This is a genomic window from Neobacillus niacini (genome assembly GCF_031456445.1).
Lineage (GTDB): Bacteria > Bacillota > Bacilli > Bacillales > Cytobacillaceae > Neobacillus > Neobacillus niacini_I.
In genome coordinates this window covers 17,291-30,681 of the sequence record NZ_JAVDUQ010000001.1, presented here as the reverse complement: position 1 = coordinate 30,681, position 13,391 = coordinate 17,291, and the positions used below count along the sequence as shown (strand labels likewise).

The 13,391-nt window shown below is 39.4% G+C and carries 14 protein-coding genes; 8 read left to right on the top strand and 6 right to left on the bottom strand.

Annotated elements, in window-relative coordinates; genetic code table 11:
- Window positions 1–6: 6 nt before the first annotated feature.
- The 4 genes from J2Y67_RS00150 to J2Y67_RS00135 all read left to right on the top strand — a co-directional run bounded on the left by J2Y67_RS00150 (window position 7) and on the right by J2Y67_RS00135 (window position 4,570).
- Window positions 7–1,302 (top strand): branched-chain amino acid ABC transporter permease, encoded by a 1,296-nt coding sequence (locus tag J2Y67_RS00150; RefSeq protein ID WP_310169459.1) that lies wholly within the window; start codon window positions 7–9, stop codon window positions 1,300–1,302.
- Window positions 1,303–1,305: 3 nt separating this feature from the next.
- Complete coding sequence (locus J2Y67_RS00145) at window positions 1,306–2,082, top strand: ABC transporter ATP-binding protein (protein WP_310169458.1); 777 nt, start codon at window positions 1,306–1,308, stop codon at window positions 2,080–2,082.
- A 10-nt stretch (window positions 2,083–2,092) separates the two neighbouring features.
- Window positions 2,093–2,794 carry an ABC transporter ATP-binding protein gene (locus J2Y67_RS00140; RefSeq protein ID WP_310169457.1) on the top strand — a complete coding sequence of 234 codons (702 nt, stop codon included), beginning with the start codon at window positions 2,093–2,095 and terminating at the stop codon, window positions 2,792–2,794.
- Between the two features lie 354 nt (window positions 2,795–3,148).
- Complete coding sequence (locus tag J2Y67_RS00135; protein ID WP_310169456.1) at window positions 3,149–4,570, top strand: amino acid permease; 1,422 nt, start codon at window positions 3,149–3,151, stop codon at window positions 4,568–4,570.
- 126 nt (window positions 4,571–4,696) lie between these two features.
- Here the strand turns inward: J2Y67_RS00135 and J2Y67_RS00130 are convergent, their stop codons facing one another.
- Both J2Y67_RS00130 and J2Y67_RS00125 read right to left on the bottom strand, forming a co-directional pair.
- Window positions 4,697–5,425 (bottom strand): C39 family peptidase, encoded by a 729-nt coding sequence (locus J2Y67_RS00130; protein WP_310169454.1) that lies wholly within the window; start codon window positions 5,423–5,425, stop codon window positions 4,697–4,699.
- 24 nt (window positions 5,426–5,449) lie between these two features.
- On the bottom strand, window positions 5,450–5,743 hold the full coding sequence (locus J2Y67_RS00125) for a SpaA isopeptide-forming pilin-related protein (RefSeq protein WP_310169452.1): 294 nt from the start codon (window positions 5,741–5,743) through the stop codon (window positions 5,450–5,452).
- Window positions 5,744–5,915: 172 nt separating this feature from the next.
- Here J2Y67_RS00125 and J2Y67_RS00120 point away from each other — a divergent pair, with 172 nt between their 5' ends.
- The 3 genes from J2Y67_RS00120 to J2Y67_RS00110 are packed head-to-tail and all read left to right on the top strand — an operon-like array spanning window position 5,916 to window position 8,173.
- The gene (locus J2Y67_RS00120) at window positions 5,916–6,488 is read left to right on the top strand and encodes a hypothetical protein (protein WP_310169451.1); all 573 of its coding nucleotides are present in this window, start codon (window positions 5,916–5,918) and stop codon (window positions 6,486–6,488) included.
- Window positions 6,489–6,504: 16 nt separating this feature from the next.
- Window positions 6,505–7,557, top strand: a complete 1,053-nt coding sequence (locus J2Y67_RS00115) for an XdhC family protein (RefSeq protein WP_310169450.1) — start codon at window positions 6,505–6,507, stop codon at window positions 7,555–7,557.
- Window positions 7,550–8,173, top strand: a complete 624-nt coding sequence (locus tag J2Y67_RS00110; RefSeq protein WP_310169449.1) for a nucleotidyltransferase family protein — start codon at window positions 7,550–7,552, stop codon at window positions 8,171–8,173. Before J2Y67_RS00115 ends, J2Y67_RS00110 begins: the two co-directional genes overlap by 8 nt.
- Window positions 8,174–9,344: 1,171 nt before the next feature.
- On the opposite strand, the gene J2Y67_RS00105 is transcribed toward J2Y67_RS00110, so the two are convergent.
- Both J2Y67_RS00105 and J2Y67_RS00100 read right to left on the bottom strand, forming a co-directional pair.
- Window positions 9,345–10,580: an MFS transporter gene (locus tag J2Y67_RS00105; protein ID WP_310169448.1), complete on the bottom strand. Its 1,236-nt coding sequence runs from the start codon at window positions 10,578–10,580 to the stop codon at window positions 9,345–9,347.
- A gap of 37 nt (window positions 10,581–10,617) precedes the next feature.
- On the bottom strand, window positions 10,618–11,073 hold the full coding sequence (locus tag J2Y67_RS00100) for a CBS domain-containing protein (RefSeq protein ID WP_310169447.1): 456 nt from the start codon (window positions 11,071–11,073) through the stop codon (window positions 10,618–10,620).
- Window positions 11,074–11,288: 215 nt separating this feature from the next.
- On the opposite strand from J2Y67_RS00100, the gene J2Y67_RS00095 reads away from it, so the two are divergent.
- Window positions 11,289–11,711 (top strand): MarR family winged helix-turn-helix transcriptional regulator, encoded by a 423-nt coding sequence (locus tag J2Y67_RS00095; protein ID WP_310169446.1) that lies wholly within the window; start codon window positions 11,289–11,291, stop codon window positions 11,709–11,711.
- A gap of 68 nt (window positions 11,712–11,779) precedes the next feature.
- Here the strand turns inward: J2Y67_RS00095 and J2Y67_RS00090 are convergent, their stop codons facing one another.
- Together J2Y67_RS00090 and J2Y67_RS00085 are read right to left on the bottom strand one after the other, a co-directional pair.
- Complete coding sequence (locus J2Y67_RS00090) at window positions 11,780–12,916, bottom strand: polysaccharide deacetylase family protein (RefSeq protein WP_396954016.1); 1,137 nt, start codon at window positions 12,914–12,916, stop codon at window positions 11,780–11,782.
- A 136-nt stretch (window positions 12,917–13,052) separates the two neighbouring features.
- A complete protein-coding gene (locus tag J2Y67_RS00085; RefSeq protein WP_310169442.1) occupies window positions 13,053–13,373 on the bottom strand; it encodes a hypothetical protein in 321 nt (106 codons plus the stop codon).
- Window positions 13,374–13,391: the final 18 nt, after the last annotated feature.

The window sequence follows — 13,391 nt, the reverse complement described above, 5'->3', positions numbered from 1 at the left end:
GAGAAGATGAAATCTTTATGGAACCACTATAAAAATAACAAACTTTTTCAGGGGATTTTTCTTCTTATTTACATTGGGATTACTTCCTTAAGTTTATTTTTAGCACAGAAGTCTGTTATTGCGTTCTTACTTTTATTAGCTTCTCTATTACTCTTATATTTTACAAATTTTAAGAATCTCACAAAATGGTTGATTGCAGGAGTGGTATTGGTATTTCTGCTCCCCTTTACCGCTAGTAACGGCGATGCGTATCAATCTTATATGGAAGTTGCCACCCTTGTTGGAATCTATATTTCAATGGCGCTTGGATTAAATATTGTCGTCGGAATGGCGGGGCTGCTAGATTTAGGGTTTATCGCCTTTTTCGCGGTTGGCGCCTACACGTATGGTATTTTTTCCACTGCGCAGGCTAACAATTTTATGCCATTTGGTCATTTCCCGCTTTCAGGTGAAAGTTTTTGGTTCTTTATTATCATAGGCTGTTTGGTGGCGGCATTGTTTGGGGTTTTGCTCGGGATCCCGGTTCTTCGTGTAAAAGGTGATTATTTAGCGATCGTTACCCTTGGGTTTGGAGAGATTATCAGAATTATATTTAATAATCTGGATCGCCCGATCAATATCACAAATGGTGCGATGGGGATCGCATCTGTAACCCCGCCGCGCCTGTTTGGAATTGATTTTATCTATCCAAGTCAATTTTATTATGTGGTTCTCGTCATCTTGTTGTTTACGATTTTTACCGTCCGCCGTTTTGAACACTCAAAAATAGGCCGTTCATGGAAGGCAGTTCGGGAAAATGAAATTGCGGCACAGGCAATGGGGGTTCCGTTAGTCAGGACGAAACTGATGGCCTTTGCGATTGGCGCTTCTTTCTCGGGAATGATGGGGGTTGTTTTTGCCGCGAAACAAGCCTTTGTCGATCCGACGAGCTTTACTTTGCTTGAGTCGATTACGATTTTAGTAATGGTGATTTTAGGTGGGATGGGAAGTGTTCCAGGAGTTATTCTAGGCGCTGCTGTTATGACCATCCTGAACCTGCAGGTATTAACGGAATTGACTAATTGGTTAAATCAGTTAAGCTCCACGGGGGTTCTCTCGATTCCGGATGCCCTATCACCATCAAAAATGCAAAGGTTAATTTTTGGATTGCTGTTAATCCTCTTTGCCTTATATCGACCCAAAGGGCTCTTGCCTGCGAAAAATCGTAAATATGATGAAAAAGAATTACAAGATGGAAGTTCCGATGCCAAAAGTGAGATAACTCCTGATTCATCGCAGCTTGAGAAAGTTCAGGAGGTGTAGGGAATGATAATTTTAGAAGTGAAAAATTTAACGAAGAAATTTGGCGGTTTGACTGCCAATCAGGATGTATCAATGACCGTGGAAAAAAACTTGATTACAGCCGTAATCGGTCCGAATGGTGCTGGGAAAACCACCTTTTTTAATATGATTACAGGCGTATATCAGCCAACATCTGGTTCGATTTTGCTTGAAAATCAATCATTAGTTGGATTAAAGCCACATGAGGTGTGCCAAAAAGGGATTGCCCGAACCTTCCAAAATATCCGCTTGTTTAATGAGATGGCTGTCCTTGAAAATGTTCTGGTCGGAATGCATACCCATTTAAGGTCAGGTCTTTTTGGAATTTTATTCAATTTGCCAAGGACTCGGAAAGAAGAGAAGATTTCAGAAATAAAGGCCTATCAATTATTGGAATATGTAGGTCTTGCCGACCAACTTAATGAAAAAGCCTGCAATTTAAGCTACGGAGCGCAAAGGAGATTGGAAATCGCAAGAGCGCTGGCTGCAGGTCCAAAGGTTCTATTATTAGATGAACCGGCAGCAGGGATGAATCCAAAGGAAACGAACGAACTGACCCAACTGATCAAGAAAATGAGAGATGAATTTAATCTTACTGTGATTTTAATCGAGCATGATATGAAGCTTGTTATGGAAATCTCTGAGCATATTGTGGTGCTCGACCATGGGGAAAAAATTGCGGAAGGAAAGCCTGAGGATATTCGGAATAATCCAAAGGTCATCGAGGCCTACCTTGGGTCAGGGGCTGTTCATGCTGGATAGGGGGAAAAGAATGCTTCAATTAAAAAATGTTGAAACGTTTTATGGCGGGATTCAGGCGTTAAAGGGAATTGATGTTTCAGTAGATAAGGGAGAAATCGTCACGCTGATTGGCAGTAATGGGGCCGGAAAATCAACGACATTAAAATCAATCAGCGGGCTGGCGAAAGTAAAGGCAGGCAGTATTGTTTACAATGGAAAGGATATTTCGAACAGACCCGCACATGAAACAACCTTTCTAGGGATTGCCCATGTCCCTGAGGGCAGAAGAATTTTTCCGAGACTTTCAGTAAAGGAAAATCTGTTAATGGGTGCCTTCTCTGTAAAAAATAAAAAGGTGATCGAGCAAAGAATGGAAAGGGTCTTTCATTATTTTCCGAAATTAAAGGACCGTCTAGAGCAAAAGGGCGGTACCATGAGCGGCGGTGAACAGCAAATGCTCGCCATTGGCAGAGCCCTAATGATGAAACCAGACTTGCTCATGCTAGACGAGCCTTCCATGGGTCTTGCTCCCATCATCGTCGAACAAATCTTCGAAATCATCAAGGAACTCAACGAAGAAGGCATCACCATCCTGCTCGTCGAACAAAACGCCTACCAAGCCCTGCAGGTCGCCCACCGAGGCTACGTCATCCAAACCGGCGAAATCAAACTCCAAGGTAATGGTTACGAATTGATAACCAACGAAGAAGTGCGTGAAGCGTACCTAGCTTAAAAAATATTCGACAAAATCCGCGCGAAGCCTGGCACCACCCGAATTTTGTCGTTTCTAACCAAACAGTGCATGTTGCTGTTTGGTTTTTGTTTTTAGAAAATTGCAGACTTTCATTATATTTTTTCTTTAATTCGCTATTGTTTTACCACTTTACTCAACTAAAATATCGTAGTATAATTTTCACGTAATCAATTAGATGAGGTGATTTATTATGATGATAACCATTAAATATGATTTCCAATCGATTAAGCACCATCATCGTTATCATCATTCTTGTTAATCTTTAACTCTATGACCATAAATGAAACTGCAAAATAAATTTAAGAGTAAACTTACAAGAGAGGAATTACCATCATGGAAAATAAAAAATGGGGATTATGGATTTTAACAACATTTGTTGTTGGGAATATGGTTGGCGGAGGCATTTTTATGCTTCCCAGTAATATGGCTCAAGTGGCAAGCCCTTTTGGCTCCATGGCCGCTTGGGGGATTACGGGTTTAGGAGTATTATTTATCGCACTTGTTTTTGGAAATTTGTCTACTCGAAAACCGGAACTGAAAGCTGGTCCGCAAAGCTATGCGCAAGCGATGTTTTCATCGCCGAAAGCGGGGCGGGTTGCCGGTTACAGCATGGCATGGGGATACTGGGCAGCAAACTGGGCGGCAACGGCTTCTGTGATCATTACATTTGCCGGATATTTATCCACTTTCTTCCCGATTATGCAAAGTACAAAAGTTATTTTTACAGCCGGGTCATTTTCTTTGGAAATGGGGAAATTCATTTCTTTTATGGTTTGTACGATTATGCTTTGGGGGATTCAAGCGATTTTATCCAAAAGTTTTAATGACGGTGGCAAATTGAATTTTATTACAACCGCTGCAAAGGTGATTGGGTTTGCTCTATTTATCGTTGCGACTCTGTTTATCTTTGATGCCGCAAATATCGGGGATGGTACGGAGTTTGTTGATAAAGCAGGTAAATCTGTTATATTTGGCAGCCAAATCAATTCTGCAGCGATTTTAACTTTATGGGCGTTTATTGGGGTTGAATCAGCGGTTATGTTATCGAATCGTGCAAAGTCCCAAAGAGATGTTAAAATGGCGACGATTATCGGTCTGATCATTTCGCTCGTAATTTATATTGGAATTACTATTTTAACGATGGGGGCTCTGCCTGCTGAAGCATTACAATCTTCACAGAAACCATTAGTGGACGCATTAGGACAAGTAGTTGGTTCCGGAGGCGGAAAAATCATGGCCTTGCTTGCACTTGTTTCCTTATTTGGTTCAACTATAGGCTGGATTGTCGTTAGTTCGGAGGTTCCTTATCAGGCGGCTAAGGATCAGTTATTCCCAGCGTTTTTTGCGAAAACAAATCGGAAGGGAAGTCCGATTCATTCATTAACATTAACCAATATCATGACACAAATCTTTTTGTTTTCGACGATTTCCGGTACGATTTCAGAGGCCTATAATTTTGTCATTGTAGTCGCAACACTTGCTTACCTGATTCCGTATTTGGTATCGGCACTCTATCAAATGAAATTGGTCATTACCGGTGAAACCTATGACATAATTAAAGGTTCCAGGGTACTGGATGGTATGATTACAGTATTAGCTTTAGTTTATTCTCTTTGGGTAATCAAAACCGGAACAGCAGACATGAAAACTTTCTTTTTAGGAATTGGGTTGTTTGTACTGGGTTTGGTTATATATCCAGTTGTGATGAGGAAGCGAAATGTGGTTAATAAAGTAAAAGAAACAAAAGCAGCTTAATATTAATTTTCGAAACAGGATGCTCTGAATTGGGGCATCCTGTTTCTTTGTTAAGTTCATTTTATAGACAGTTTTCCCCATCTAAGAAATTAAGTTCTTTCCTCTTCATATACAAGCTCCACCCACTTACATTTTTGGAATCATAACCATAGCATGGCTTCCTAATGCTTTGTAGCTAGAGAAAAACTTCTTAGCATCATATTTAACATGCCCTTTTAATGGGTTCATGACGTAAACATATTTTTCGTCGTATCCATTTAAGACGACGGCATGTAAATTCACCGGGGCACGATAGTATTTGTTAGTTCCACTAAGATACCAGCCATAATTGATTTTAGGTATACTCAAATCCAATGTCACCCAGATGACAACAAGAACTCCTTTATTTAATTGGTCCATTATCACATCTGTTTTTCTTCCACTTAAATCCTTTGCAATGTATTTTCCCTTTACTTTTTTCATATAACTGTTCGCTGCTTTTACAATTGGTGGAGCATATGTAAAAAAGCCGTGGCGGGATCTTGGGTTTCCGGCAAAATATTTGTATGGATCAGGACCATAACGTTTTCCCTTTTTGAAATAAAAAGGCTTTTGGGGCAAATATTGATCCGACATTTTCGTTTTTGAGACATTGTTATGGTGATAATTTAATACAGCTGTAAGCGAAGTAATTGCACAGCCATTCAGTAATTGGGGTTTTTGCATAAGAGATTTTACAGGAATATAAACCTTTTGGATATCATAGCTTCCATTTGATAAATACTTATATTTTTTTACATAAGAGAATACACGATTGGTCTGACGGATTTCACTATTGGCTGTTTTTACCTCTACTAAAAACTCTTTACTGCTCACTTGAAAGGGAAGCATGACGGTTTTTTATTTTAGATTATATTTGGAACCAATCGGCAGGGGGTTTGATACGCCTTTTCCCTGACTGTTTGTTGAGATGACTTGGACTACTTTTTTCGTCTTTGCATCCAGCAGTTGGTATTGGGTATTTTTAATCGGTTTCTTTGTGCCGGCGTCTGTATTTATCATCGTGATTGTTCCTAAGGAAACTACATTGGGTTGATTGGGAGGTGTCTCTGCATAAACCCGATTAAATGAAAAACATAGGATAACTGGAAATACCAAAAAGACTAATAGAATCTTCGTTATTGCTTTTCTCATTACTAAAATACCTCACTACTAGTTTAAAGTGTTGAATAATTCCTTCGTTCTCCTAATTATTCCATATTTATCTTCTAAACTCAAAAACTTCATTTCTATAAATTTCGTTTTTTTTTAAATCCTACATATTTTTATTGATTGAGGCATTACCTAAAAAAAGGGGGTGCTTACATTGAAAAAACAATTAGGGAACTATCCGCCATTTGTAATTACAAATTCCCGTGTCGACGGCTATTCGAGGACGAAAAAATTAGTGGTTGGCTCGATTCTGGCGGCATTTGCCACCATTTTTCAATCAGCCGGGATTTTTGTCGGGATTGGATATGCTTTTAGTATTTTAGCCACAATGCCCATCGTTCTTTCCGCGATGATTTCAATCCATCTCGGTATTATGTCGTATTTCTTAACCATATTGCTGCTGCTCATCATTCAACCAAGTGAAATATTCGTTTTTCCATTCACCACGGGTCTATTAGGGCTGTCCTTAGGGATCGCCTTCAGATGGTGGAAAAGTCGGATTGCCATTACCTTTTTTGGAGGCATCATATTGGCAGCTGGGATTCTGTTCTTACTATATATCGTGAAATTTCCTGTTTTAGGTCCTTCCGTTTCCCATACTTTTCATGTCCGGGTCGTTTTCGTTATCTTAATGTTTTCCTTATTTTACAGCATGGTTTGGATGGGGCTGAGCAGAAAGGTTTTTGAACTACTGTTTAAAATCTCAAATAAACGAGCAAATCATTAAAAAAGGAGAAATGGAAATGTCTCGATTACTAGAATTTCGAACAATTTTTCAATCGATAAGACAGGCTTGGGAGCAGAAAGAAAAGCCGGCAATTATTATGTTAATAGGGGTGAACGGTTCCGCTTATCGACTCCCCGGTACAAAAATGATGATGACAGCCGACGGTGAAATGAACGGCACGATAAGCGGAGGATGTTTGGAAAACGATATTTTTGTCTATGCAGAACAAGCCTTGAAAGAAAATACTCCGCTAATTAAAAATTATGATTTAAGTGAAAATGAAATATGGAGTCTAGGAATTGGCTGTAAAGGTTCATTAGAAATTCTGATTCTTCCGGTTCAAGAGAATGATCCATTTTGGAATGCAACTGAGCGGTTCTTACAAAATGATGAGGAATTTTCCTTTATCCTTGAGGTTCCAACGGGTGTAAAAGCAATAATAGTGAAAAATGGAGAATTGTTCGAATCCAATGGTTCGCTGCCTTCTAAAGTTTACGAACGGGCACTAACAAATATGGAATCACAAAGACGGGCTGAAATAATGGTAGTGGAAGGCCGCCGATTTGTCATCGATATCATTCGTTCAAGTCAGCCGCTAATTATCGCGGGTGCAGGAAAAGATGCTATTCCGGTTGCAGACCTGGCAGCAAAAACCGGGTTTTCCGTTACTGTATTAGATCCACGTAGTGAATTTAATAACAAGCGATATTTTCCTAATGCCTTACATCTTATTCAAGATCCTGAATCCCTAAATCCGGCAGATGTAAGTGACGCCTGTTGGGTGATTATGAATCATCTGCAAAATCGCGATGAAGCCGCACTTGGGCTGGCATTAAAAAGTCATCCAACATATGTAGGGGTTTTGGGTCCAATTTTAAGAACGAAGAAAATGCTAGAAAACTTAGGAGAAGATCTTTCAGTATTTAAAAAAATTCATTCCCCAATTGGTTTAGATATTGGAGCTGAAACAATGGAAGAAGTGGCAGTCAGCATAGTTTCTGAACTCATGATGGTACGGTCAATGAAATCAGGTACATCATTGAAAGGAAAAAGGAAAATTCATGACTAAAATAGGAGCCATTATTCTTGCTGCTGGAATGTCCAGTAGGATGGGCGAGCCCAAGCTATTATTGCTATTAAAGGAAAAACCGCTATTTCGGTATTCTGTTGAGCTTGCTATAAGGCTTCAGCTTGATCCAATCGTATTGATCGGCGGGGAATATATGGATGTTTTTCAATCACTCACAGCCGAGATAGACGGAATAGAATTTATCAAAAATAAAGATTACATGGATGGAATGTCTTCTTCTCTAAAATTAGGAATCGAAAAAATTAAGAACCGTGTGGATGCCGTTGTTATTTTTTTAGCCGACCAGCCCTTTGTTCCGGATTTCGTTGTTCAATCATTAATCCAAGATTATAAAATGGAAAGGCAAAAAGGAATCCATATTATCCGGCCTCAATATAACGTGAATCTTGGTCACCCTATCCTGATTGATCGTAGCTTATTTTCTGAATTTCTTAATTTAGAAGGGGACCAAGGTGGGAAAGAAATTATCAAAAAATATAAAGCGAAAACAAAGATTCGGGTTTTTGAGCCGTCCTTTTGGGGGATGGATATTGATACAGCAGAGGATTACAAAAAAGCAAACACGATCGTTAATGGAAAACAAAGATTGTTCTAAAAGGTGAATCAAGGTTCATTTTTATGTATAGTATGATATCATTATAAGCGAGGACTTGAAGAGTTTAAAAAAAGGACCTGCCACCTATGGCAGATCCTCCTATCATATCAATAGACTCTCGACATTCACCGAGTCAGATGGTTCAAGGGTTTTCATAAACCCCTTATATTTAATTCCTCCTACTTTGTATAGGGGGGATTTTTCTTTTTACAAAAAGGCTCTGTTAAATTTGCCTGTTGATTCCCGCTCCAGGCACTTCGCTTTCCGCGGGCGGTCGGGGAGCCTCCTCGTCGCTTTGCTCCTGCGGGGTCTCCCCTGACACGCTTCTCCCGCAGGAGTCTTCGTGCCTTCAGCTCCAATCAACATCGTTCAAAAATTAACATTATCCTTTAACAGAGCCTATAAATTGGAAATTCTATATTGATTTTTTTTGGCTAACCTGGCCGAAAATACTTGACTTTTTAAAAACACCCCAATAATCACCGGCGGAGGGGTTCATTTCCTTACTTACTGTGATTGAGGTGTTACTCATGAATCCTATCAAACATTCCTTATAGAACAGCTTCAGAAGCATTATTCTGGCGGTGTTCTTACACTAGTAAGCAAAGATTGGCCCGTAATTTAAACGTTCAAATAAAAGAAAAAAGATCGATTACTACTTAGAAGCTGGGAGACATCGCTCCACAAAGATGTGGTACCTTCGACTTTACGCAATTATGATGTGCCAACACATCGATGCTTGGTACAGTAGTCAGAATGAGACACTAAACGTTCAAGATATCATCTTTCCATAGGGCTCTTTTCTAAAGATTGTTGTTTTTATCAATGGATTTTGTGAAAGTAAACCATTGATAAGAACGTTGATTGGAGCGTAAGGTGCGAGACTCCTGCGGGAGCAGTGGGACAGGTGAGACCCCACAGGCGCTTAAGCGCCGAGGAGGCTCACCGCCCACCCCGCGGAAAGCGAGCATCCTGGAGCGGAAATCAACCACTTCTCTAAAAGCAACAAAATTTATGAAAACAGCCTTCAACTAGTCGATTTTTTTAAAAAATGATAGATGTAGGTTTATTTGCAATGAAACCGATAATTACTTCAGATATTTCGGATAGAATCCTAGTAAAATTTTTACAATCCTCTCGATAAATTGCTTATATATTCCAAGAGTCTATATTAATGACCAACTTCAGCGTTATCAACATGTTTTATATGATTTTGATTAAGTGCAATAAAGATAACGGATAATAAAACAAACGCTGCTCCAACATAAAATGGTACACTCGGGTTATACCATTCAGCCAATTTTCCGGCAAAATATGGAGCAATCGCACCACCGATGAAACGTAAGAAGCTGTATGCAGCAGACGCAGTAGAGCGTTCAACAGGAGCAGAGTTCATTACTGCAGTTGTAATGAGCGTGTTGTTATTTCCTAATAATGCCCCGGCAATAACAACGGCTGCAATAATGACCCATTGTGTAGATGTCCAGATTCCCATGATAGCTAACACAACTGCGAACAAGGTTAACATGACACACATGGATTTTACGGTTCCAAACCGTTTTTGAAGAATTGGTGCCATAAAAACAGAGGTAACAGCAAGTAAAATTCCCCATCCAAGGAAAACAAAACCGATTCCATGTTCATCCAGCCCCATAACAAACGGAGCGAAAGCAAGCAATGTAAAGAAACCAAAATTATATAATGCAGCTGCTATACCAAAAACTAATAAAGAACGGTGTTTTAAGGCTTTGAATGGATCTTTCAGAGATGTTTTAGTTTGTGAGATATTTTGCGGTTTTGTATTTGGCATTAAGGTAATAAGTCCAATAAATGCAATGACCATTAAGGAAGCTACACCTAAAAAAGGACCTCTCCAGGACATAGCGCCAAGCCAGCCGCCGAGTAGTGGACCAACTGAAATCCCAAGCCCAATCGCTGCTTCGTACAAAATAATGGCTTTTGCTGTACCACTAGTAGATAGAGAGACAATTGCAGCCAAGGCAGTGGCAACAAATAGTGCATTTCCCAGTCCCCAGCCGCCGCGAAGGCCGACAAGTGCCCAAATATTATTTGATAACCCGCCTAGTAGTGAGAATACTGCAATGATAATAATCCCGGTGAGCAGTGTCCATTTAATTCCAAGCCTTGAAGAAACCAAACCGGTAATTAACATGGCAACAGCCATGACAGCATTGTAACTTGTAAATAAAAGAGACGTTTGACTTGGTGTAGCATGGAGTTTTTCACTGATGGTTACAAGAATCGGGTCAACAAGGCCTAAACCCATGAAGGCTATAATACAAGCAAAAAAGACAGCCCATACTGCCCGCGGTTGCCCTTTTTTAACTGTCCCTATCGAAGTCGAATCTGCCTGTGAAGAAGCAACAGATTGTGGTGTTGATGACATATACATTTCCCCTTTGTTTGTATCTATTTTTTTAAAATTAAAGAAGTCCTTTAAATGAATTTCGGATGACATCCCCGCGGCTAATGATTCCAACCAAGACACCGTTTCGTTCAACCGGAACCTTTTTAATTTGTTTCTTCCCTAAAATTGCCGCAATTTTTTCCATTTCCTCATCCCATGAAACTTTATAAACCTTGGTTTTAGCGATTTCCATGACGTTTAACGACAATATCCTTTGTTCTCTTTCCTCAAATTCCTCATTATCCCCTTTAATGACGAATGCATAGTAGAAAGAGTCGACGATACGGTCTTCATGTTTCCCGATATAACGGAGAATATCTCCGTCACTTACATAACCGACGAGTGCATTTCTATCGTTTACAATGGGAAGGCCGCTAATTCCGTGTTCAATAAATTTTTCAATCACAGAGCGGACTGTATCGGTTTCCTTCACTTTGTGGACTTGGTTAATCATAATTTCATGCGCTTGCATATAATTCCCTCCTTTTGTATATAAAAAGCCAGAATAAAAAGTTGTATAATAAAAGTATATAATTGTATTATACAACCATTTTTGTTCTTGTCAATAGTGTATTCTGAATTATGGAGAATATTTACAATTTCTTTTTGACTATATTAATTTATTCCAAAAAAAATTTCTGTATGGTACGATGTTGATAGAGAATCGATAAAGCGAGGTGGATATATATGGGGGATATTTCAGTGGAAACCATTGATCTTGAGCTGGCAATCCTAATTCGCCGAATTACATCGGCTAATAGAAAAATTGGGCATCTTGATCGGTCCGCCTATCTTTTATTACATCGGATTATTGCAAAAGGGCCTGCAGGAGCAAAGGTCCTTGCGGATGAATTCCAGTTGGATATTTCTACGGTAAGCAGGCAGACAGCTGCCCTTGAACAAAAAGGATATGTATACCGAATCCCGGATCCGCTGGATGGCAGGGCCTATACCCTTCAAATAACAGAATTAGGGAAAACAGAATTTTTTGAACATAAGGAAGCACGGATTGAAAGAATTAGTGAAGTTTTAGAAGAATGGTCGGATGAAGAACGAAAATTATTTGGACAGCTTTTACGAAAATACAATCGTTCTTCTATTAAAAAATAAACCAAACAGTGCGTGGCATTGTTTGGTTTTTATTTTTAGAAAGAAAAAAGGAAGCTTTTCCAAGCTTCCTACCAAGATTGCACTGCCGCTGCAAATTGATTGATCGTTGTTGAGTTTGAAATCCGCACCCGTTTCATGAGCAGCATTTCGTCCGGCTCACCTGTTTCAATAAATTCTCCAGGCTGCGTAGTTGTTGCATATTGATAGTATTTCTTTGTCTCTTCGACAACGGCAGGATCAACATGACCAAACGGATAGGCAATGGCTATTACAGGTCTTCCGGTAACCTGTTCAATTTTTTCCTTTGAGCTTTCAAGTTCTTCTTCAAAATTCGTCACTTTAGGCAGATCTGCATGTGACATTGTATGAGATTGGATCGAAAAGATACCGGAATCCACCATTTCCTTTATATCAGCTGATGATAGCTGTGAAGGACTATTGTCGATTGACCCGGCAATCACATATTCAGTCGCAGCTGGATGGAAGGTTTCATCCTGTAATTTTTGCAAAATCCAAAAAGCGTTTAGATTGTTTTTCATGCCGTCATCAAAGGTAACAAGCACGGGCTTATTTACTTTATTAATCTCACCCCAGCGTTCAAATGTCAGGAACGTATAGCCATGATCCTTTAAATAGCGCATCTGTTCTTCAAAGTTAGCAGGAGAGACAAACAACTCCCGCAGTCCGAGGCCATTATACTCATCGATAGCATGATACATCAGGATTGGGACATGCTGTTGGAAGGTTAAGGTGGATTTTGCCAAAAGCTTTTCCAGACCATCCTCTTGAACGGCATAAGCCTCCACTTGGTACTCCCCACGTTTTCTGGAAAATTCATTCGTATCAAACAGGAATGAAAAATCATTTGCGGGGTCAGTCGATGAGAACGTTTTTATACTTTCCGGACCATCCGCTTTACGCCAGATATGATAGCGGATTTCTGAAACATTTTCCTTAAGTTCTTCAGTTGTAATCGATGCATTTGTAGATTGAAATGTAATGGGACTTATAGAAATAGTGGCTTTTGGTTGAAAAATAGGCCGATTGTCCACTTCCGGTAACGAATCGTCTTTGATTATTGCCAGCGTTTTCTTAGAATGGGTAAACTGCTTATTCTCCTTACTCATTTTGGCGTTAGCCTCTTTTAAGCTGCAGCCTACAAGAATTGTAGAGGAAATAAGAGCGAAGATGATTAGCTTGTTCATGTAATCCATCCTTGTAATATAGTAATCTCGGTGATAATCATATCATTTTGCTAGTAGGAGGGATGTATCGAAAAATCGTTTTTGTATAGGTAATATGGTCCAGTTCCATATTCGTTCCGGGATCTGGACCGATTTTTTACTCTTTCCCATCATTTAAGGACCGAAAGATTTGGGTATACATACTTCCTTGAACAACATTTTCTAAAAAGAACTCGCTAATTAATTTTAAGTATTCCTCATCATCAAACATTTTTTTGTTCTGTAGTTCCATTTCTGCCAACCCCTCATAGGTGGATAAAAAGGAATATGTATGATCTTTTCCTGAAATCGGTGTTAAGATTTCTACCTTATGATTATAATTTTCATTCCGAAACTTTTTCATCTCTTTTAAATTTTCAATGGCTTCTTTAAATTTGTCCTGTTTTATTTCGAACGTTTGGTAAACAAACACAGACATTGTTTAACCCCCTAGAAA

Coding starts and splice junctions, on each gene's coding strand:
- J2Y67_RS00150 (WP_310169459.1), top strand. CDS start 7: ATGAAATCTTTATGGAACCACTATAAAAATAACAAACTTTTTCAGGGG.
- J2Y67_RS00145 (WP_310169458.1), top strand. CDS start 1,306: ATGATAATTTTAGAAGTGAAAAATTTAACGAAGAAATTTGGCGGTTTG.
- J2Y67_RS00140 (WP_310169457.1), top strand. CDS start 2,093: ATGCTTCAATTAAAAAATGTTGAAACGTTTTATGGCGGGATTCAGGCG.
- J2Y67_RS00135 (WP_310169456.1), top strand. CDS start 3,149: ATGGAAAATAAAAAATGGGGATTATGGATTTTAACAACATTTGTTGTT.
- J2Y67_RS00125 (WP_310169452.1), bottom strand. CDS start 5,743: ATGAGAAAAGCAATAACGAAGATTCTATTAGTCTTTTTGGTATTTCCA.
- J2Y67_RS00115 (WP_310169450.1), top strand. CDS start 6,505: ATGTCTCGATTACTAGAATTTCGAACAATTTTTCAATCGATAAGACAG.
- J2Y67_RS00110 (WP_310169449.1), top strand. CDS start 7,550: ATGACTAAAATAGGAGCCATTATTCTTGCTGCTGGAATGTCCAGTAGG.
- J2Y67_RS00105 (WP_310169448.1), bottom strand. CDS start 10,580: ATGTCATCAACACCACAATCTGTTGCTTCTTCACAGGCAGATTCGACT.
- J2Y67_RS00100 (WP_310169447.1), bottom strand. CDS start 11,073: ATGCAAGCGCATGAAATTATGATTAACCAAGTCCACAAAGTGAAGGAA.
- J2Y67_RS00095 (WP_310169446.1), top strand. CDS start 11,289: ATGGGGGATATTTCAGTGGAAACCATTGATCTTGAGCTGGCAATCCTA.
- J2Y67_RS00090 (WP_396954016.1), bottom strand. CDS start 12,916: ATGAACAAGCTAATCATCTTCGCTCTTATTTCCTCTACAATTCTTGTA.
- J2Y67_RS00085 (WP_310169442.1), bottom strand. CDS start 13,373: ATGTCTGTGTTTGTTTACCAAACGTTCGAAATAAAACAGGACAAATTT.